Source organism: Microcoleus sp. T3_B1 (assembly GCF_036700445.1).
Taxonomy (GTDB): domain Bacteria; phylum Cyanobacteriota; class Cyanobacteriia; order Cyanobacteriales; family Microcoleaceae; genus Microcoleus.
In genome coordinates this window covers 85,569-102,186 of sequence record NZ_JAUBOX010000010.1, presented here as the reverse complement: position 1 = coordinate 102,186, position 16,618 = coordinate 85,569, and the positions used below count along the sequence as shown (strand labels likewise).

10 protein-coding genes are annotated in these 16,618 nt (G+C 47.4%); 3 read left to right on the top strand and 7 right to left on the bottom strand.

From position 1 onward, the window contains the following. Window positions 1–60 precede the first annotated feature (60 nt). From QT990_RS08350 to QT990_RS08340, 3 genes are all read right to left on the bottom strand, one after another. The gene (locus QT990_RS08350) at window positions 61–1,845 is read right to left on the bottom strand and encodes an efflux RND transporter periplasmic adaptor subunit (protein WP_333138750.1); all 1,785 of its coding nucleotides are present in this window, start codon (window positions 1,843–1,845) and stop codon (window positions 61–63) included. A gap of 265 nt (window positions 1,846–2,110) precedes the next feature. Continuing rightward, a complete protein-coding gene (locus QT990_RS08345; protein ID WP_333138752.1) occupies window positions 2,111–2,719 on the bottom strand; it encodes a PadR family transcriptional regulator in 609 nt (202 codons plus the stop codon). 585 nt (window positions 2,720–3,304) lie between these two features. Further along, the gene (locus QT990_RS08340) at window positions 3,305–3,817 is read right to left on the bottom strand and encodes a DUF4112 domain-containing protein (protein WP_333138754.1); all 513 of its coding nucleotides are present in this window, start codon (window positions 3,815–3,817) and stop codon (window positions 3,305–3,307) included. A 401-nt stretch (window positions 3,818–4,218) separates the two neighbouring features. Between QT990_RS08340 and QT990_RS08335 the strand changes: the two genes are divergently transcribed. Next, on the top strand, window positions 4,219–5,496 hold the full coding sequence (locus QT990_RS08335) for a transposase (RefSeq protein WP_333138756.1): 1,278 nt from the start codon (window positions 4,219–4,221) through the stop codon (window positions 5,494–5,496). 71 nt (window positions 5,497–5,567) lie between these two features. On the opposite strand, the gene dnaK is transcribed toward QT990_RS08335, so the two are convergent. The 3 genes from dnaK to treZ all read right to left on the bottom strand — a co-directional run bounded on the left by dnaK (window position 5,568) and on the right by treZ (window position 12,877). Next, window positions 5,568–7,484, bottom strand: coding sequence for a molecular chaperone DnaK (gene dnaK / locus QT990_RS08330; RefSeq protein ID WP_333138758.1), 1,917 nt, complete (start codon window positions 7,482–7,484; stop codon window positions 5,568–5,570). 540 nt (window positions 7,485–8,024) lie between these two features. Then, window positions 8,025–10,820 (bottom strand): malto-oligosyltrehalose synthase, encoded by a 2,796-nt coding sequence (treY, locus tag QT990_RS08325; protein WP_333138760.1) that lies wholly within the window; start codon window positions 10,818–10,820, stop codon window positions 8,025–8,027. Window positions 10,821–11,053: 233 nt separating this feature from the next. Beyond that, window positions 11,054–12,877: a malto-oligosyltrehalose trehalohydrolase gene (gene treZ, locus QT990_RS08320; RefSeq protein ID WP_333138762.1), complete on the bottom strand. Its 1,824-nt coding sequence runs from the start codon at window positions 12,875–12,877 to the stop codon at window positions 11,054–11,056. 316 nt (window positions 12,878–13,193) lie between these two features. Here treZ and QT990_RS08315 point away from each other — a divergent pair, with 316 nt between their 5' ends. Beyond that, entirely contained in the window at window positions 13,194–15,254 is a 2,061-nt protein-coding gene (locus QT990_RS08315) for an amylo-alpha-1,6-glucosidase (RefSeq protein ID WP_333465122.1), read from the top strand. Between the two features lie 35 nt (window positions 15,255–15,289). Next, the gene (locus QT990_RS08310) at window positions 15,290–16,330 is read left to right on the top strand and encodes a glucokinase (protein WP_333465121.1); all 1,041 of its coding nucleotides are present in this window, start codon (window positions 15,290–15,292) and stop codon (window positions 16,328–16,330) included. On the opposite strand, the gene QT990_RS08305 is transcribed toward QT990_RS08310, so the two are convergent. Continuing rightward, window positions 16,327–16,618, bottom strand: a 292-nt coding sequence (locus tag QT990_RS08305) for a hypothetical protein (protein WP_333465120.1), incomplete at its 5' end; no start/stop codon positions are given. The genes QT990_RS08310 and QT990_RS08305 overlap by 4 nt on opposite strands.

Genomic DNA, 16,618 nt, shown 5'->3' with positions numbered 1-16,618 from the left:
TAGTTGCGCTTTAGCGCTCTTAAGAGGTGAATTAAGAGCGCCCAAGCGCAACAACATACCTTATTTTTTGCCCCCTACTGGTAAATTTTTCCCTGCTCCTTCCCCTTCCTCTTGAGCCATAATGGGAGCGCCGTCTGTCAGGTTAAGGATGCCTGCCGTAACAATTTTTTCGCCGGCTTGCAAACCTTCGATAACTTGATAATTATTCCCCTCAATGGTTCCCAATTTCACGGACTTTTGCCGCGCTACTAAAGGTGGCATTCCAGGTTTTGGCTGTTGTGGCTTTTGAGCTGTGAAGACAAAAGTTTCTCCACCTAAGCGAGTGACTGCTGTTACTGGAACTAAAATTCCGGGGCTCTGTTTCCAGATGACTTTAGCTTTTACAAACTGGAGATTAAGCAGTTCGCCGCTGGGGTTGGGAAAGGTGGCTTTAGCTAAAATTGTTTGGGAATTGGCACTGACGTTGGGGGAGATAAAACTGATTTGACCTTGGGCGATCGCCTTACCTTGAGCATCGAGCATTTGTACTGGCAGCCCTAAGCGTAATTGAGGCTGCCGTTCCAAAGGAATTGATAACCGCAAGTCTAGCAATTGGTTCTCTGTCAGGGTGGCAATGGCATCACCTTTTTGCAAGAAATCACCTACTTTCACTGGTATGTCGCCGATGACTCCTGCGAAGGGCGCGATGACCGCAGTTTCTTGTAGTTGTACTTCAAAGCCGCGCACTTGAGCGGCGGCCTCGGCAACTTGCGCTTCAGCTTGATCGAGTTGTTCTTGGCGCGTACCATTTGCTAACTGCGCTAATCTGCTCTTGGCTTGTGCGACTTCTGCTTCGGCTTTGGCTATTTCCTCTGGGCGCGAACCCTTTTGCAATTGCTGCAAAGCTTGCCGCTGCTGTTGCAAGGCTGCTGTCCGGCGATCGATCTCGGCTTGTCTGTTTTTTTGTCGCTGCTGGAACCGCCTTTGAGCTTCTCGGAGATTGGCTTTGGCGCTGCCTTCTTTTTGGGTGTATTGCTCAAGGGTGTTGGCGGATTCTGCGCCTTCTTTTGCCAATGCCTGATATCTGGCAAGTTGCTGGCTGGCTAACTTTGCTTCGGCTGTGCTTGCTTCTATTTGCGCTCTTGCTTGGGCGATTTCTTCTAAGAGGCTACCTGTTTCGGCATCGGCGAGGTCGGCTTCAGCTTGGCTAACGCGGGCTTGGGCTTGACCAATTTCTTCGGGCCGAGAGCCCGATCGCAGTTGGGCGAGGTTGGCTTGGGCTTGGGCGACTTGGGCTTGAGCTTGGGCGATTTCTTCGGGCCTGGCTCCTGCTTGCAATTCGGCTAAGTGGGATTGAGCGCGGATCAGGTTGGCTTGGGATTGCCTCAAGTCAGCTTGGGCGCTGTCGCTTTTCATGCGGGCGATGGCTTGCCCTTTATTTATGAAGTCCCCGGATTTGACAAAAATCTCCGTGACTAGCCCTTCTACTTCGGGTTTGATTTGTACCGAACGCTTGGCTTCTAAGCTGCTAACAAATTCGGAAGCATCTTCGACTGAGCTGGTTTTTACGGCGGCGAGCTTGACTGGTATGGCTGGGGGTTGGGCTGCTGCTGCCGGTTGCTGTGCGCGATTCTGACCCGATTGCCACGAGTACCAGCCGAAACCTGCTGCGCCTGTGGCGATCGCGATCGCGGCAATTAGAGGCCAGCGCGATCGGGGTTTAGCAACAGGCTGGGGGTGATCATCGGCAACGGGGGGAAAATCCTCTGGTCGATCGCTGTCGGCATCGGTTGGGTGCAGTTCCGGTGTGGGAGGTTTTTGCTCTTCAGCTTCAACGACGGATTCTGGGGATTTAGAATAACTCATTGGCAGCACCACTTAGATTTTTTTTAACTTCTGACTGAGACTTGGGCGAAATCTTTGATTTTCCGGCGTTCCCCTCAAACATGGGGGAATAAGGACAAGCGATTTTAAACAGGATGGAATCGGGAAAGTCCCTTTTTAATGAGGTTGGGGTATGTGAAGCGCTTTAGTTTCATCACATTTAGCCAAGTCTGGGGGTGATTCTTTGTAGGAAAGCTTCTTGTTATTTCTCAAAAGTTACGATGACAGGCAAGATTGCACATCCTTCTTATGACTCACCTGAGTGGGTGAGTTGGAAGGATTTTCCCTTGGCTTCAGCGGATTCAGCGAAGGTTAGGGAGTCACGCACTCCGGCGATCGCACTTTTTTCCTTGGCTAGTTGCTCGGTTAACCACTCTATCTCTGACGCCAGCACTGACTTGCAGCGATCGCGAGAGGCGAATTGATAGTCATCGGTTAGTGGATATTCGCTCTTGAGGCTTTCGATGTAGTCTTGCCTGGTGTAACAGGCTCGCAAGCGGTGTTCCAATAGCTTCAGCCGTTCTGTCGGTTCTAAGTCGCCAAAAAAGAAAAACTTGATTTGGAACCGGGAACCACTGTTAACCCAGCTTTCTTGAGGGTGTTCGAGCATTTTTTGCCGCCAGAGTTCGCGCCCTTTGTCGGTAATTCCGTAGATTTTGCGCGGACAGCCCGCATCTCCGGCTTCTTCGGCTATTACCGAAATCTCCCCTCGCTCTTCCAAGCGCTTCAGCAGCGGGTAAATCGCTCCGTAGTTGACGCTGATGCAACTGCTCATAAACAGCTCCAGTTTTTGCTTTAGCCGGTAGCCGTGCAGAGGTTGCAACTGTAGCAGTCCAAGTGCGGATAATTCAAGCATTTATATCAAGTTGATATTATAGTCTGGATTATATCACTATATCGAACTCAAGGGCGATCGGGTAAATAGCTCGCTTCCCAACAAAATTAAATTTGATACATAAGTTATAATATTTGTCAATACCCTTAATATATATTATTTGAGGATCTAGAAAGGGCGATCGCTTTATATTATAGAATCCATTTGAGAAATAAGAAGAGTGCTAATTTACCTCGATTTCGGTCAGATGCTGCCTGGTCTTTGATGTCTCGGAATTGCTTTAATAGACTCTGCTCAATAGCTGCGATTTTTGCCGCATATCTCTTCTGATTAAGATCACCAGAACTTTTCTTGGCATGGGTTGATTGAATTTTAAAACCCTGAGAAATTTTAGTATTCCTTGATATTTTTTCTAGCAGCTAAGCTAACTGTTTTTTCCTAGCTCATAGTCAGAAATTATTTGTCCAATATAAATCATCCTAAATCCAGATGTTTTTACGGCCAGTCATCCTACTCACAATTACTTTTTAAGTACAAAGTATACCAGATTAGATGCTCTGAACCTGACACAGGTAGAGTCATTGCTCTTTATCTTACGACCCGAAATTAACGTCCTGTAATCACTTGAAATAGCCACCCAAAAAGCATCACGCTCAAGAAAATTACACCTCCGACAATTAACATTAAACCCAACAGCAAAGCCGCGACAAATAACCAATTGGCTTTTTTTCCCGGTTCGGGGGAACCTAAATGAGCATCTAGCAATTCTATATTTTTGACATTAGCTTTCCAAGTAACATCAAGCAAGTCTCCTGCTACGGGTACAGTACCAGCAACTGTATCAAATACGATGTTAGTGGCCATTTTGACTAAAGTCTCTTGTGGTACTCCCATTTGAGCGGATTTGAAGACAACATATCCTGCAAAAATTGAACTGATTAAATCGCCACCGCCCGGTATAAGTCCCAGTATCGGATCGAGTCCGATGCGGTATTTTGTGCCGGGAATCGGAATTGCATTGTCGAGTAAATGGCTGATGCGGCGGAGTCGGCGCAAGGATGCAACATGAGATGGGCTGGGAGTATTTGGGGAGGAATTTTGTATAGGAGAACGTGACATTTAATTGCTCTCGATTGCGATATTACTGCTAGTTTATGATATTTGTTGAAGCATATTCTAGTTTTGTCTCTATGCCTCAAGCAAGATTTTTAGCCGAAACAGCAGAAGCCCCACACTGAATTTAGAGGGGGATTTATCGAGGCGTAGCCGAGTACCCCCAATAAATCAGTGTGGGATGAATGCGCGACTGACGTAGGTACGTAGTCAGTCAGTAAATGTAAGGGACAGTCGATCAATCCACGCCTCTACCATCTGGGTGATAGTTTTCTCTCTGGCCTCCGCGACTGTTCTCAGTTTATTGAGACGCTTCTCAGATAACCGGATGTGCAAATTCTTGTCTTTCATGTCGTGTTGTCAATGCGAACACAATCATGTTAACATAACTTTCAAGGAGGGTAGATATGAGAACAGCTTATCAGTACAAGTTACGTCCAACAAAACAACAGGTCATTGAGCTAGACAGATGGCTATCCATGCTATGCTCTCAGTACAATTATCTGTTGGCTGATAGATTTAATTGGTACGAACAAAACCGTTCTCCCGTTAACGCCTGCCCTCTCGTTTGCTACCTACCTGAACTGCGAGACAATCCTGATTATTACTCACAAAAGAAAACGTTGCCTCAACTCAAGAAAACACATCCTTGGTATAGCGAGATATATTCGCAAGTCCTTCAAGATGTAGTTAAGCGAGTTAAGATAACATTTGACCGTTTCTTGAAAGGTGACAGCAACGGAAAACGTAGCGGGAAACCTCGTTTTAAGGCTCGGAACCGTTATCGCACTTTTACTTATCCACAGGTGAAAGAGGGTTGCTTACAGGGCAACTCGATCAACTTGCCAATGTTTGGGAAAGTTAAAGTTGTATTGCATCGCCCTATCCCTGATGGATTCAAAATTAAAACCGCATCTGTCACCAAGAAAGCTGATGGTTACTACCTTACGCTCTCCCTGGAAGACAAGACAGTTCCAGAGATTAAACCAGACTTTAATCCTCGTTCGATAACAGGTATTGATGTAGGACTGAAGGAGTTTTTGACAACCTCTGAGGGCGAAACAGTCGTTATTCCCCAGTATTACCGTAAAGAGCAAAAACGCTTACGGGTAATTCAAAAGCGAGTTTCACGTGGCAAGAAAGGCAGCAAGCGAAGGCAGAAATCGGTCAAGCAACTAGGGAAGTGTCACAAAAAAGTAGCTGACAAACGCAAAGATTTTCACTTCAAGACAGCTAATTGGCTGTTGTCAAAATATGACGTAATCGCGCACGAGGATTTAAACGTCAAAGGGCTAGTTCGTACAAGATTAGCTAAATCTGTGTTGGACGCTGGGTGGTCAAGCTTTCTGTCAATACTTGCAAATAAAGCCTCAAATGCTGGTTTGTTGGTTGTCCCAGTAAGCGCCCATAATACTTCACAAGATTGCTCTAATTGCGGAGAGAAAGTACCAAAAAAGCTGCATATTCGCTGGCATGATTGCCATCATTGTGGGTGTAGTCTTGACCGCGATCATAATGCGGCACTTGTCATCAAAAATAGAGCGGTGGGGCAACCCGTTCTTAAAGCTCAGTTAATGTCCTATGCAATAGCAGGAGTCGCCCAGAAGCCTACACCAATGGTGACAGCTTGTGTTGGTGTAGGAGTTGTCACTAATTTTAGTCGATCGACTTTGGTTTGTTTTTGAAAGAACAGAAACCCGGTTTCTGTTCAAAACCGGGTTTCTTCCGTCTAGCTGGGGGCTTTTAAATTAGCCTTTTATTTGTTGCCTTCTGTGAAGTCGGCGTCAATCACGTCGTCGCCGCCACCAGTGGGGCCGCCGTCTCCATAGCCACCAGGGCCACCAGGGCCGCCAGGGCCGTCAGTTGGGCCGCCTGCTTGCTGGTACAGGTTGCTGCTGACAGCGTAGAATGCTTGCTGCAACTCTGTTGTCAAGGTTTTGATCCGATCGTCATCTTCAGTAGCGATCGCATCGCGCAAGTCTTTGATCAAGCCTTCAACCTTAGTCTTGTCAGCAGCGGGAACTTTATCACCCAATTCTGCCAACTGCTTCTCAATTTGATAGGCTAAAGAATCGCCTTGGTTTTTGCGATCGATCCTTTCGCGACGTTCCTTGTCAGCAGCCGCATTCGATTCGGCTTCCTTCACCATGCGCTCGACTTCATTGCTGGGCAAAGTAGAAGCACCAGTAATGCTAATCGATTGCTCCTTACCAGTACCTTTATCCTTAGCAGCTACATTCAAAATACCGTTAGCATCGATATCGAAAGTAACTTCAATTTGAGGTACGCCACGGGGGGCTGGTGGAACTCCATCTAAGCGGAATGTTCCCAAATCCTTGTTATCATTTGCCATTTCCCGTTCGCCTTGCAAAACGTGAATTTCCACGTTTGTTTGGCCGTCTACAGCAGTCGAAAAAGTTTCCGACTTCTTGGTAGGAATAGTGGTGTTGCGGGGAATGATTTTGGTCATCACGCCACCCAAGGTTTCGACGCCCAGAGACAGCGGAGTAACGTCGAGCAACAAGATGTCTTTGACTTCGCCGGAGAGTACGCCGGCTTGAATTGCTGCACCGACTGCGACCACTTCATCCGGGTTTACCGTTTGGTTGGGGTCTTTGCCAAGGAGTTTTTTGACCAGTTCTTGCACCGCAGGAATCCGCGTAGAACCACCAACTAAGACGACTTCATTAATTGCAGATTTGTCTAATTTGGCGTCGCGGATCGCATTTTCTACGGGGATGCGAGAGCGATCGATCAAATCCGAGCACAGTTCTTCAAACTTGCCCCGCGTCAAAGTCGTGTCCAAGTGTTTTGGCCCGTCTTGAGTCGCGGTAATAAACGGCAGGTTGATTTCTGCTTGGGTAACGCTCGAAAGCTCAATCTTGGCTTTTTCTGCTGCTTCCGTCAGGCGTTGCAGTGCTTGTTTGTCTTTGCGAAGGTCAATGCCTTCGGCTCTTTGGAATTCGTTAGCGATGTAATCAACAATTTTTTTGTCGAAGTCGTCACCGCCGAGGTGAGTGTCTCCAGAAGTTGCTAACACTTCAAACACGCCGTCGCCTACTTCGAGAATAGATACGTCGAAAGTACCGCCACCTAAGTCAAATACGAGGATGGTTTCGTTGCTCTTTTTATCTAACCCGTAAGCTAAAGCTGCTGCTGTAGGTTCGTTAATAATCCGCAGCACTTCTATACCGGCAATTTTTCCCGCGTCTTTCGTAGCTTGGCGCTGGGAGTCGTTAAAGTAAGCGGGAACAGTAATTACCGCTTGGGTAACAGTTTCGCCGAGGTATTTGCTGGCGTCTTCTACCAGTTTGCGGAGAACTTGTGCAGAAATTTCTTCTGGAGCAAATTGCTTGCCACGGGCGGGACAGTCTAGTTTGAGGCTGTTGCCAACTTTGAGGACTTTGTAGGAAACTTCAGTGGTTTCGTGGGTTACTTCATCAACCCGACGCCCGATAAACCGTTTTACTGAGTAAAAGGTGTTTTCGGCGTTCATCACGGCTTGACGCTTGGCGATTTGTCCGACAAGTTGATCCCCATTTTTAGCATATGCTACTACAGAAGGTGTGGTGCGACCCCCCTCGGCGTTGGCTATGACGGTGGGTTTGCCGCCTTCCATAACTGCGACGCAGGAGTTTGTCGTACCTAAGTCAATTCCAACTACTTTTCCCATAGGGGTGTTCCGGCTCCAATCTCTACAAAATTTTGGTGTTTTATCTGTGCGATAGTCTGGTTATTCAGGACTGCCATTTTACCTCGCGGTTTACGGGTAGTGAGTCCTGCTTTAATACAGTCTTCGATAGGGTGCTTATCTCTATACTGCGGGCGGTTAGACCAAGCGATGAAGGCGTGTTTACCGAACCTTTTGGGGGACGGTTGCATCCGTGAGGCTTGCACCGCTACAGTTGTTGACTGCTTTTCTTTACTCTTCCCAATGTACGGTGTGTGATGGATTCGGGTATTGTGGCAAACCGTATACGTTGTGTTGTATTTGCCGTCTTTGTTGTATAAATTTTGTTTGGTTGGTAGGGGCGATCGGTTTTTTGGCTTCCAATCAGGTTTAATATCAATTCTGAAAAGGGACAGGGCATTGCCCTGTCCCTACTCGTTTACTTCCAGGCTGTGCCTCGGAAGGAATATATTGTTGAGGCAGAGCCTGAAGTCCGCCTCTTGGGAATCTCGGAAAATTCAAGAATTTTCCAGCTTTTAATTGCTATTTTTTACCGATCAGCAGAGCTGCAGGAAAGTAACTCAGAGCTTCACCAATTGCCAACGTACCGTTACTTTCTACCGCCTGATTTGTAATTGCATCTTTCCAAACCGACGGCATTTGTTCGGATAATTTCAAATTAGTATCTTTCCAGATTTGTTTGCCGATCGGCATTTCTTCCGGTTTGACAATTCCCGTCAAAAACCGGGGAGCAATGACAATAACGGTAGTCTCTCCAAAGCTTCTGGCAAAGGCAACAACATTATCTTTAAACGTGCCAACTGCTTGCAGGGGCACATAGTCGCCTGATTGAAAAACTTGCAAGTATTTTTTTCTCGCGTCTAGCGCTCTTGCCGTCAAAAACAACTTAATTCTAGCGTCTTCTCGCGTCGCAATCAAATCTTCAACCAGTTGCAAAATATCCGTCTGAGCTTGCTCTTTTATTTCCCGCAAAACCTCGATTCTGCGCTCATAATCAACGGGACGGCGGTTATCGGGATCGACGTGGCTTAAATCCCAAAATTCCGTCCCTTGATAAATGTCGGGAACGCCCGGAGCCGTGATTTTCAGCAGCGTTTGAGATAAAGAATTGAAAATTCCGTAATTAGCTACCTTTTTACAGAAAGGTGTAAATTTGTTGAGAAACTGATTTTGTTCCGAAGGTTCGAGAACGCTATCGACAAAGGTCATAAAACCAGCTTCGTAGTCGTTATCCGGTCTCAGCCAAGCCGTATAAACTTTTGCTTCGCGGACAGCTTTAATGACATAATCTTTCAGGCGATCGACATAATCAGTGTTTTCAATTCCCTCAAAGGGAAAACTGCCTAGCAGAGTTTGGTACAGGAAGTATTCGTCATTAGTATCTGGAACCATTCGATTCACAAAGTTGACTTTCTTAGAAGAGTTTACCTCTCTCCAAGACCTGACTTGCTGTTCCCATTCATCGGGAATTTCTGACAAAACGTTTATTCTGGCTCGCACATCTTCGCCGCGTTTGGTATCGTGGGTAGCTGTAGCATTCATTTTGTGCGGCCAAGCTACTTGCTGCTTTTGGTTGAACTCGTGAAAATCTACCAGCGACACGCCGAACTGACTGGGATTTCCTCCCACTTCGTTGAGGGATAAAAGCCGATAGTAGACGTATAAAAGGGTGTCTTCAACGCCTTTTGCCATTAATGGGCCTGTCAACTGCTGGAGTTTCATTACAAAGTGCCGGCGCTGCTCTTTTTGTTCTGGTGTTAGAGTTTCTTCTTCTTCGAGTAACAGCACCGTTTCGATAAATTTAAGTTCCTTGAGGAGTCGGGGTACTTGTTGTTTGGCATGGGCGATCGCATATTTTACGTAAGTGCGATCGGACTCTCTCAAACCGTCTTGATTGATGTAAGTTCGGTAGACTGGAAAAATTGTCAAAACAGCCGCCAATGCTTTTTCCAAACCGGGACGAGTAAAGTCATTTCCCTGTCTCGATTGACCAGAGATATTCTTCAAAAGTTGAGCTAGATTGTCTACGTCTCCCGCCAAGTTTTTCTCAACAATCAGCCCTTTTTTATCTAAAAACAACTGTTCGTAGGGAACGTTCAAGCGAGTAAATCTCTGATATATTTCGGTAAATTGCTGTTCGCGATCGCACCGACAAAAAACGCCGTTTACGTAATTCAAAAAGTCGTAGCCGCTAGTTCCCTCAATCGGCCAATATGACGGCAAATCTTCTTCGTGTTCCAGAATCTTTTCAACAGTGATGTAAGTGTCTGGGGTTTTCTCCCGGAGCCGTTTCAAATATTCTGTGGGATCGTACAGTCCGTCGATGTGGTCGATTCTCAATCCGGTAAACTTTTCCTCATCAACCATGTCGAATATCAGAGCATGGTTTTTGTGAAAAACTTTAATCTCTTCAACTTTTACCGAAATAAGTTCGTTGACCGTAAAAAACCTTCGGTAGTTAATTTCTTCGGCCCCCACTTTCCAGAAAGCCAGACGGTAAAACTGCTCGGAAAGCAATTCGTCTAGCAAATTAAAGCTTTCGGGATTTCCCTTTTCTCCGTTAAAAACTTTGATATTTTCATCTATGAATTCCTGTACAAGGGGATTTTGATTGTAGAGTTCCCACAGCAGTCCTTTGACAAAAGCTATCTGATCGTATCTGGTTTTACCTTTAGTTTCTGAAGGGGTATTTTTAATCAAATAAAGAATTCCTAAAAACTTGATAAAATCTGGATGGCGTCTGCCTAATTCTCTGGCTAACTGCCCCAAATTCTGACTGATAAATTTAGCATAAGATTCAATTCTTACTGGCAATTGTAAGCTATAATAATTGATACTCAGCCCAATTTCGCTGTATTTGAGTTGAATCTCGCCATTTTCCAGACACTCTCCATAAAAATTGCCCAGCAGCGGAGCCAGCACTCGACCCCTGAGATGTTCGTAAGCGTGATTCCATTCAATATCAAAGTAATCAAAATAGTCGGAATCTGGCCCGTGTTCCAATACGTCTAACAGCAGCAAATTTTGAGTGTCGTAAGCCATGTGGTTCGGAACAATATCTTGCAGCCATCCCATGTTCCGTTTCTTGATTTCGTATGTGAGGGCTTCAAAATTTTCTGATGTTCCCAAATCGGGATTTATCTGATTTGAGTCAACGACATCGTATCCGTGAGAGCTGCCTTTTCTGGCTTTAAATATTGGTGAAGCGTAAAGGTCGGTAATTCCTAAATCTTCCAGATAGCTAAGGATTTGTTTGGCGGCTTCAAAGTTAAAACCTCCATGAAATTGAATCCGATAAGTAGTTGTGGGAATTCTCATTATGTTAATTTTACTCCAGGTTTTTTAGGGTTTTCTTTTTTAATATATGAGGCAGAGCCTCCTCTACTGCATTCCCCGGCGGAGGCTGGGAACGACAGAGGCTCTGCCTCCCGTTTCTTCTGGGACTACATTCCGCAACATAGCCTGAGAACGAGAGAGGTTCTGCCTCCTGTTTCTTGTTCCTAGGCTCTGCCTGGGAACGCCTGTATTTGAGGCTCTGCTTCCCGTTTTAATTATTCTAATTCGTAAAGTGCGAAACTCTGCGGTTTAACGGTCAATTTTTGCTCGGAAGTTATCTTTTCAGGCAAGCTAGAACCTGAACCCATCCATTTTTCATCAGCAGAGTCTAAAATTTTGTGACCGTTGCCTTGGGGAAGTGCAGCCGTAAAAGCTACCTCTTGCCTGTTGAAGTTTAGAATGCAGAATATCTGGCTGTCATCTGTCCAACGACGTAGAAATAAGATTTTTTCCGCTTCAATGCTGGACACTTCTAGACTGTTTTTGTCGAGTTTTTTAAGGGCTGGTATTGTCCGCCGTAGGTGAATCAAATGTTGGTGCCATTCCCAAAGGATTTTGTGTTTGCCTTGGGTTTGTTTTTCCCAGTTTAACTTACACTTATCGAAAGTCTCAGGACTCTGAGGGTCTTGAAACTCGCCTCGGCCTTCAAAGGCTTTAAATTCTTGTTGTTTGTCTTTGCGGATAGCTTCAATTAAGTTTTCGTCCGAGTGGGAAACGAAGTAAAAAAACGGTGCTTCTTCTCCGTATTCTTCTCCCATAAAAAAGAAGGGAATGTAGGGAGAAATTAAGACAGTGCCTGCTGCAAGTTTCAATCCTTCAAAGTCAACTATTTTGGATAGTCGGTCTCCCAAAATGCGGTTGCCGATTTGGTCGTGGGTTTGGGCAAACACCAGAAATTTATGACCCGGTTCATCCTTAACAGAATTGCCGTGTTTCCGCTTTCTGTGGGGGGCGTACTGACCGGAGTAAACAAAGCTTTCTTTGAAGGCTTTTTCTAAGTGTTCGCACTTGCCGTAATCTTGGTAGTATCGGTCGTCTTCTCCGGTGAGCAAAGCGTGCAGTGCGTGGTGGAAATCATCGCACCATTGGGCGTCTAGTCCGAAGCCACCGAGTTCTTTGGGACGTATAGTGCGGACATCATTTAAGTCACTTTCGGCTATTAAGTAAAGTTGCCGTCCTAGTTCTTGGGAAATATCGGCTGTGGCATCGGATAGTTCTTGTAAAAAAGGTCTTGCACCTACTTCAAATATTGCTTGAATGGCATCTAATCTCAGGGCATCGATGTGATAGTCTCGAAACCAGTAGAGGGCGTTTTCAAGAAAGTAGTTACGCACGCCGTCGCTGTAGGCGTCGTCGAAGTTGAGGGGGTCTCCCCAAATCGAGCCGTATTTTGAGGTAAAGTAGGGGCCGAAGTCCCTGAGATAATTTCCTTCGGGGCCGAGGTGGTTGTAAACTACATCGAGAATTACTGAAATGCCCTGTTCGTGGCAGGCGTTGACAAGTGTTTTGAAGCCTTCGGGGCCGCCGTAGGAGTTTTGAACGGCGTAGGGATATACGCCGTCATATCCCCAGTTTCGCTCGCCCGGAAATTGGGCTACTGGCATTATTTCGATGGCGTTGATTCCCAATTCTTTAAGTTGTTTTAGCTGGGGAATTATTGCTTCAAAGGTTCCGGCTTGGGTGAACGTGCCGACGTGCAGTTCGTAAATAATCATTTCGGCTAGCGGCACGCCTTGCCAATTTGTGTCAGTCCAAGTAAAAATATTTTCATCTATTACTTGCGACGGAGCGTGTACGCCTTGGGGTTGATATTTTGAGGCTGGGTCTGGTCGGTCGGTTTTTCCTTCGATTTGGTAGGTGTAAAGGGTTCCTGGTTCGATGTCTGTAGCTGTGGTTTGCCAATAACCTTCTGCGGATTGTTGCAGGGGTATCAGGCGTTTTTTTGGGGAAACAATTTGGACGGCGATTTGTTTGAGGGTGGGCGCCCAAACGGTAAATTCACATTGGTTATTGCCGAGGTAATTTGCTCCTATCTTCACTTTGAGCTGTTCTCCTTATAAAATAGGTTGGTAGTTCGATCGCCCGACGCGCTATCAAATGCTTGCCCTAAACGTTCCGCGCCTGTTTAGACGGTAATATTACTTAATATAACAAACAACTAACTTTAGACAGAGGCATCAAAGGGGAAAATTGGGTAAGGGGCAAAATTAGCGGTTGGTTAGGCTTAAATTAGAGCAGGAATCGGCACGGGGGCGATCGCCAAATTAACGGCCTGCAAGCGTTAATATTTCTGGTTGATATCATGTCGAAAATCTACCTAAAGGTAGGTCAAAAATCAGCGCGAGTGTGGACTTTATGGTTATGGCTTTTGGACGGGAAATCTGCTGCAATCTCGACTCAGCGGAGTCTCGCGAGTGGTTGGTCACAAACGGGATCGGCGGTTACGCTAGCGGTACGATCGCAAATCTCCTCACCCGCCGCTATCACGGCTTGCTGGTAGCCGCCCTCAAACCCCCGCTGGGACGCACTTTGATGCTCGCCAAGCTGGACGAGACGGCGGTGTATCACGATCGCGCATATCCGCTTTATACAAACCGCTGGGCCGACGCGACGATGGAACCCCACGGCTACAACTACATCGAAAGCTTTCACCTCGAAGGGACGACACCAGTTTGGAGGTTTGCTCTCGCCGACGCTATCCTGGAAAAGCGGATTTGGATGCAGCAAGGTGCTAACACAACATATATTCAATACCGCTTGCACCGCGCCTCACAACCGATCGCCCTCGCTGTCAAAGCCCTGATCAACTATCGCGACTACCACCACACGACGAGCGTCGGCGACTGGCAGATGAGCCTACAAACCTTGGAACGCGGGGTTTGCGTGACTGCATTTCCCAAGTCTGCACCCCTGTACCTGCTGACGGATGCCGAACCAGAGGCCAAATTTCGAGTTTCTACGCCTTTATACAATTGGCATTACGGATTTGACTTAGCAGCCGAAAAGCGGCGTGGATTGGACTACTGCGAGGATCACTTGCACGCGGCGACTTTTCACATGACTATCGCACCGGGAAGTTCTCTGACATTGATAGCCAGCACCGAGAAAAATACCGAACTCAACGGCGGTACAGCTTTAGAAGCGCGTCGCACTTATGACCAACAACTGCTGCAAAATTGGTCAAAAGTGAGCGAATCTCCCGACTGGATCAATCACTTAGTGCTCGCCGCCGACCAATTTATCGTCAGCCGCCCCCTACCGGAGGAATCCCAAGGCAAAACGATTATCGCCGGATATCCCTGGTTTAGCGACTGGGGGCGCGACACGACGATCGCCCTGCCGGGCCTCACAATCTGTACCGGGCGATGGGAAATTGCGCGCTCGATTTTGCGGACATTTGCGCGGTATGTCGATCGGGGGATGCTGCCGAACCGCTTCCCGGATGCGGGCGGCGCACCGGAATACAACACCGCAGATGCCACTCTGTGGTACTTTGAGGCAATTCGCGCTTATATTGATGCCACGGGGGACGACGAACTTTTGAGCGAACTCTGGCCTACTTTATGTGAGATTGTTGATTGGCACATACAGGGAACTCGGTATAACATCCGCCTCGATCCCGATGACGGTTTAATCTACGCGGGCGAAACCGGCGTGCAACTGACTTGGATGGACGCGAAAATCGGCGATTGGGTGGTGACGCCTCGGATTGGTAAGCCGATCGAACTCAGCGCGCTTTGGTACAATGCTATACAAGCTATGGCAAGTTTTGCTCGAAAACTGGGCAAGCCTCACTATGAATACGAGCAATTGGGCGATCGAACAGCCGCCGGATTCCCTCGCTTCTGGAACGCCTCAACCGGTTACTGTTACGACGTTCTGGACGGCTCCGACGGACACGATACCTCCCTGCGGCCCAACCAAATATTCGCCGTATCCCTGCCCCTAGACTCGATTCCTCCTCACTCCGCCAACTCCTTGTCAGCGGGGATGCGCCAGGAAACCCGCTATACACCGTTACTGACGCCCATCCAGCAGCGCGGCGTGGTGGACGGCTGCGCCCAACAGCTTCTGACTTCTGTCGGCCTCCGCAGCCTCTCGCCGCAGCACCTGCAGTATCGCGGCGCATACGGAGGCGATCAATTGCAGCGCGACAGCGCCTACCACCAGGGCACAGTTTGGGGCTGGCTGATTGGCCCGTTTGTCTTGGCGCACTTGCACGTATACAAAAACCCAGCACAAGCGAGCGAATTCCTCGAACCGATGGCACATCATATAAGAGCCAGCGGAGTTGGCAGTCTGAGCGAAATTTTTGAGGGCGACGCCCCCCACTCGCCGCGAGGCTGCACGGCTCAAGCTTGGACTGTGGCTGAGGTGCTGCGGGCTTGGTTGGCAATTAATACTGTGGGTGTTTAAATGGGGAATGTTATCTTTGGTGGAAAAAGAGATTTATGGCATTATTATTAGCGGGCGATATTGGCGGAACTAAGACAATTTTGCGTTTAGTGGAAAGGACTGTTAACGGTGAAATGAACGCTCTTTACGAGTTTCGCTATCCGAGCGGGGAGTTTCCCGATTTAGTACCGATGGTGCAGCAGTTTTTGACGGAAGCTGCTATGAAATTGGATTTGGTGCCATTGCCTGAAAAAGCTTGTTTTGCGATCGCAGGCCCGGTGGTTAATAACACTGCAAAACTGACTAATTTGCCTTGGAGGCTAGATGCGAAGCGTCTGGAACAAGAATTAGGAATACCCCGCGTCAGTTTAATTAATGATTTTGTTGCGGTTGGCTACGGCGTGTGGGGTTTGGATGCTAAAGATTTGCACATTTTGCAAGTCGGAAAACCCCGCCAACACGATCCAATTGCTGTTATCGGTGCGGGTACTGGTTTGGGAAATTGTTTTGCAGTTCCCGAGGCAAATGGCATCAAGGTTTTTTCTTCGGAAGGGGGACACGGGGACTTTGCTCCTCGTTCGGAGTTGGAGTTTGAATTGCTGAAATATTTGTTAGCAAAACACGACATTCAAAGAATATCGATCGAGCGTGTAGTTTCGGGACAAGGGATTGTTTCAATTTACCAGTTTTTGCGGGACAGAAAGTTTGCTCCTGAATCGTCGGAGGTAGGGGAAGTTATCAAAAAATGGGAGTCAGAGGTAGGGAAAACTGAAAAGACTGTCGATCCGGGTGCTACAATTGCACAGGCGGCACTCAAAAAGTGCGATCGGCTTTCGGAACAAACAATGCAAATGTTTGTAGAAGCCTACGGTGCAGTGGCGGGAAATCTGGCTGTGACACTGTTACCTTACGGCGGTTTGTACGTAGCCGGCGGCATTGCTGCTAAGATTTTGCCGCTGATGCTAGAAGGGGGTTTTATGCGAGCTTTTACGCACAAAGGCCGGATGGATTCGCTGTTAGAAATGATGCCGGTGAGATTGGTTTTAAATGATAATGTAGGGTTAATTGGAGCCGCAGTTTGTGCGGCCGGTCTTTAGGAGAATTTTAAGTAGTTTGGGGCGGGCAAGATGCCCACCCCACAAGAATATTTGTGGCACAGGCATCTTGCCTGTGCAAAGAGTTTGGGCGGGCAAGATGCCCACCCCACAAGAATATTTGTGGCACAGGCATCTTGCCTGTGAAATCCTTGTGGCACAGGCATCTTGCCTGTGCAAAGAGTTTGGGCGGGCAAGATGCCCACCCCACAAGAATCCTTGTGGCACAGGCATCTTGCCTGTGAAATCCTTGTGGCACAGGCATCTTGCCTGTGAAATCCTTGTGGCACA